Annotated in this window: 2 protein-coding genes; both read right to left on the reverse strand. The window is 44.3% G+C overall.

Annotated features, from left to right (window positions below):
• On the reverse strand, window positions 1-382 hold a 382-nt coding region (locus AB1L08_RS21925), incomplete at its 3' end, for a hypothetical protein (protein ID WP_413066710.1).
• Between the two features lie 376 nt (window positions 383-758).
• Window positions 759-2894 (reverse strand): bifunctional diguanylate cyclase/phosphodiesterase, encoded by a 2136-nt coding sequence (locus AB1L08_RS21930; protein WP_413066711.1) that lies wholly within the window; start codon window positions 2892-2894, stop codon window positions 759-761.
• Window positions 2895-3255 lie beyond the last annotated feature (361 nt).

Below are 3255 nucleotides of genomic sequence, written 5' to 3' on the forward strand. Positions count from 1 at the left end.
AAGGGCCGATTTCTTTTTTAAACCTATGTTTCTGGCATTCATCCCGACATTGAAATGCCAGGGCCTTCTGCCAGTCGTTCGTAAATTCACCGTTTTCTTCGATATGGATCGGATCAAAATAAATATTTTTGGTGAAGGTCCCGTCTCCATTATCAAAGACTTTGGCATCTTCCGTTCTTTCCTCAACAATTTCTTTTTCCGGTGCAGGGCTTTCAATTTCGGCATCATTGCCTTCATCGGTTGTTCTTTCTTTCGTTGCTCCTTCCTGTGCATTGGCTGCTTTGACGTTTTCATTGGCAAAAGCTTCGTACGGTACGGAGGTGAACACCAATAAAAACGACAGAATCCAGGCCAATGACCTTTTTTGACATATCTTCCCCATTTTTTCCTCCCCTTCGTTTTTGTTTATCAAAATTTTTAAAAATATTGTAACAGGATTGTTTCGAAAAGGAAATAGAATTTTAATATTTTTAACAAATATGATTTGTTACGGTGGAGGGCCGGTTATTTCCGAGAACGGCCGGTAAAATGCAAAAAACGGGGCTGCCCCAAAAAAGGAGAAGCCGGGGCTTAACTTGAACGTCTCGGGAAGCAGATACGGACAAGGTGAAACAGACCTTCCATGGTGTCGGCTTTAAAAATTAGCTTATCTTGATTTTAGAACGGCCGAATGTTGGTTTGCAGTTTAATTTCTTCATAAAGTCGGCATCAACAAAAAGGAAAGCGTCTTAGCCGCTTTCCTTTTTGTAATTAATATTTTAAACTTGCGAGAATAATGTGCTCCTGTCTTTTAAATACCGTTCAAAAACATCGCTTGACACCGGCTTGCTGAAAAGATAGCCCTGTCCTTGATCGCAGCCTTCCTTTGCCAGAAAGGAAAGATGGTTTTTGCTTTCCACTCCTTCCGCCACAACGTTGATTTCAAGCGTTTTGGCGAGCAATAAGATCGCTTCGATAATCGCTTTGCTTTCCTCGCTGTTTTCAAGATCCCGTACAAACGAGGAATCGATTTTCACTGTATCAATCGGCAGCTGTTTGATATAGCTGAATGAATTATATCCGGTGCCAAAATCATCCACCGAGACTTTTACACCGTAATCGCGGATGATCTGCAAAATCCCCGCGGCATCGTCCAAATCGGCAAAAACAGTTTCCGTCACTTCAATTTCCAGCCATCCAGGATCCAAGCGAGTCTCTTCCAACACTTGTTCAATTGTTCCAAGCAAATCGCCCTCCTCGAACTGGCGGACCGAAACATTGACAGAGACGGGCAATGGAGGATAACCAAGCTCCTGCCACTTTTTATTCTGCCTGCATGCTTCCCGGAGAACCCACTCGCCAAGCGGGATAATCAAACCGGTTTCTTCAGCGATCGGGATGAATTTGTTTGGCGGGATCACGCCGATTTCCGGATGACTCCAGCGCACAAGGGCTTCCATGCCGGCAATCTCTTTATTTGACAAATCAAGTTTCGGCTGGTATTCCAGGTAAAACTGTTCCTCTTTTACCGCTTTTCTTAATTCATTTTCCAGCATAATCCGCTCAAGGGATTTTTTCTCCATTTCATCCCGAAACAGGGCAAATCCGTTTTTCCCGTTCTCCTTCACTGTGTATAATGCCGTATCTGCCCTTTTGAGTAAATCATCGGCGTTTTTCCCATTCTCCGGATAAATGGAAATGCCGATGCTGCAGGAAATGTTGAACTGTTCCCCCGGAACATGGATCGGTTGCTTCAGCTTTTGCTGGATCCTTTCTGCAATTGATTGGACCATCTCTCCATCATTGACATCCGGCAGCATCACCGCAAATTCGTCACCGCCAAGACGCGCTATAAGATCTGTGGATCGAAGCGTCTGTTTGATACGCTGGGCCGCCTCCAGCAAAATATAATCGCCTGCATCATGGCCCATCTTGTCATTCACATATTTGAACCGGTCCAAATCAATAAAGAAAATGGCAAGTTTATCCTGCTTACCCAACGTTCTGATCGTTTCAGCAAGCTTGCTCATGAACAGCCTTCTGTTCGGCAAATCCGTTAACGTATCATGATACGCCAAATGATAAATCTGCTGCTCCCATTTTTTTCGCTCGGTCACATCCCGGGTAACAAGCAGCAGCTTTCGAATTTGCCCGGCCTCGTCGAGAATGGAGCTTATTTTTGATTCTGCAAAAATCACTTTCCCGCTCCCTGTTTGCAGACGAAACTCCAGCATGGAAACTGCTTTCTGTTTGCCGGCAAGCTGGCCAATCTCTGTTTCGAGTGCTTCTCTGTCATCCGGGTGGATCAACTCATAAATCTGTCCATCCGCTGGATGATGACCCATTCCGAGCACCGTTTGGTGGGACGGGGATGCATATAGAATATTTCCGTCCGGATCAATGGTGGCAATCAGATCAAGCGAATTTTCCGTGATTAGACGGTACCTTTCTTCACTTTTCCGAATATCTTCCTCCATCTGTTTCCGAAGGGTAATTTCATTGCGGATCGCAATATAACGGTACGGTTTTCCTTGTTCATTCAAAAATGGGACAATCGTCGTATCAACCCAATAAAACGTACCATCTTTTGCCCGGTTCCGGATTTCGCCCCGCCATACCTTCCCCGAGCCGATCGTCCTCCACATATCTTTGAAAAACGCCTTCGGATGGTAACCCGAATTTAAAATTCTGTGATCTTTTCCAAGCAACTCATGGCGGTCATATTTTGATATTTTGCAGAGCAAGTCGTTTACGTATATGATCTTTCCCCGTTGGTCCGTCACTGCGACGATGGAAGATTGGTCAAGCGCATACTTGATGTCGGCTAGTTCCTTTACCACCGTATCGTTTGCTTGTTTTTGCAGAACAAAGTATTCCGGCAATTGAAAGGTGGCTTCATTCACTTCTGGGCTCATTTTTACCGTTCTCCAATCCTTTTTTCTTTATTTGATACCTCCTCTGATCATACCATGACAAAAGCATTATAGTGATGTCAAAAAGGGTATTTTTTTTATATTTTTTTCAACGGCCAGGCAAAGGCCTGCTTTTTACCGGACAGATGAATGATCGGTTCGTTTTCAAAGTGTGCAGGCAGCAAAAAGGGGGCCATAGCATTCAAATGGATGAGCGCCTCCGTTTTACTGACCCGCCAGCGGCCGTGGTGAATGTCGCCGCGATATAGACGCTTTCCTTTTTCTATAACCTATTTTCCGCTAATCGTATTATGTCAGATTGTAAAATAGAAAAATGACATTTTTTACTTTTTTTCTTCAGGGA

The organism is Siminovitchia jepli (genome assembly GCF_047228825.1).
Taxonomy (GTDB): Bacteria; Bacillota; Bacilli; order Bacillales; family Bacillaceae_C; genus Siminovitchia.

Coding starts and splice junctions, on each gene's coding strand:
- AB1L08_RS21930 (WP_413066711.1), bottom strand. CDS start 2,894: ATGAGCCCAGAAGTGAATGAAGCCACCTTTCAATTGCCGGAATACTTT.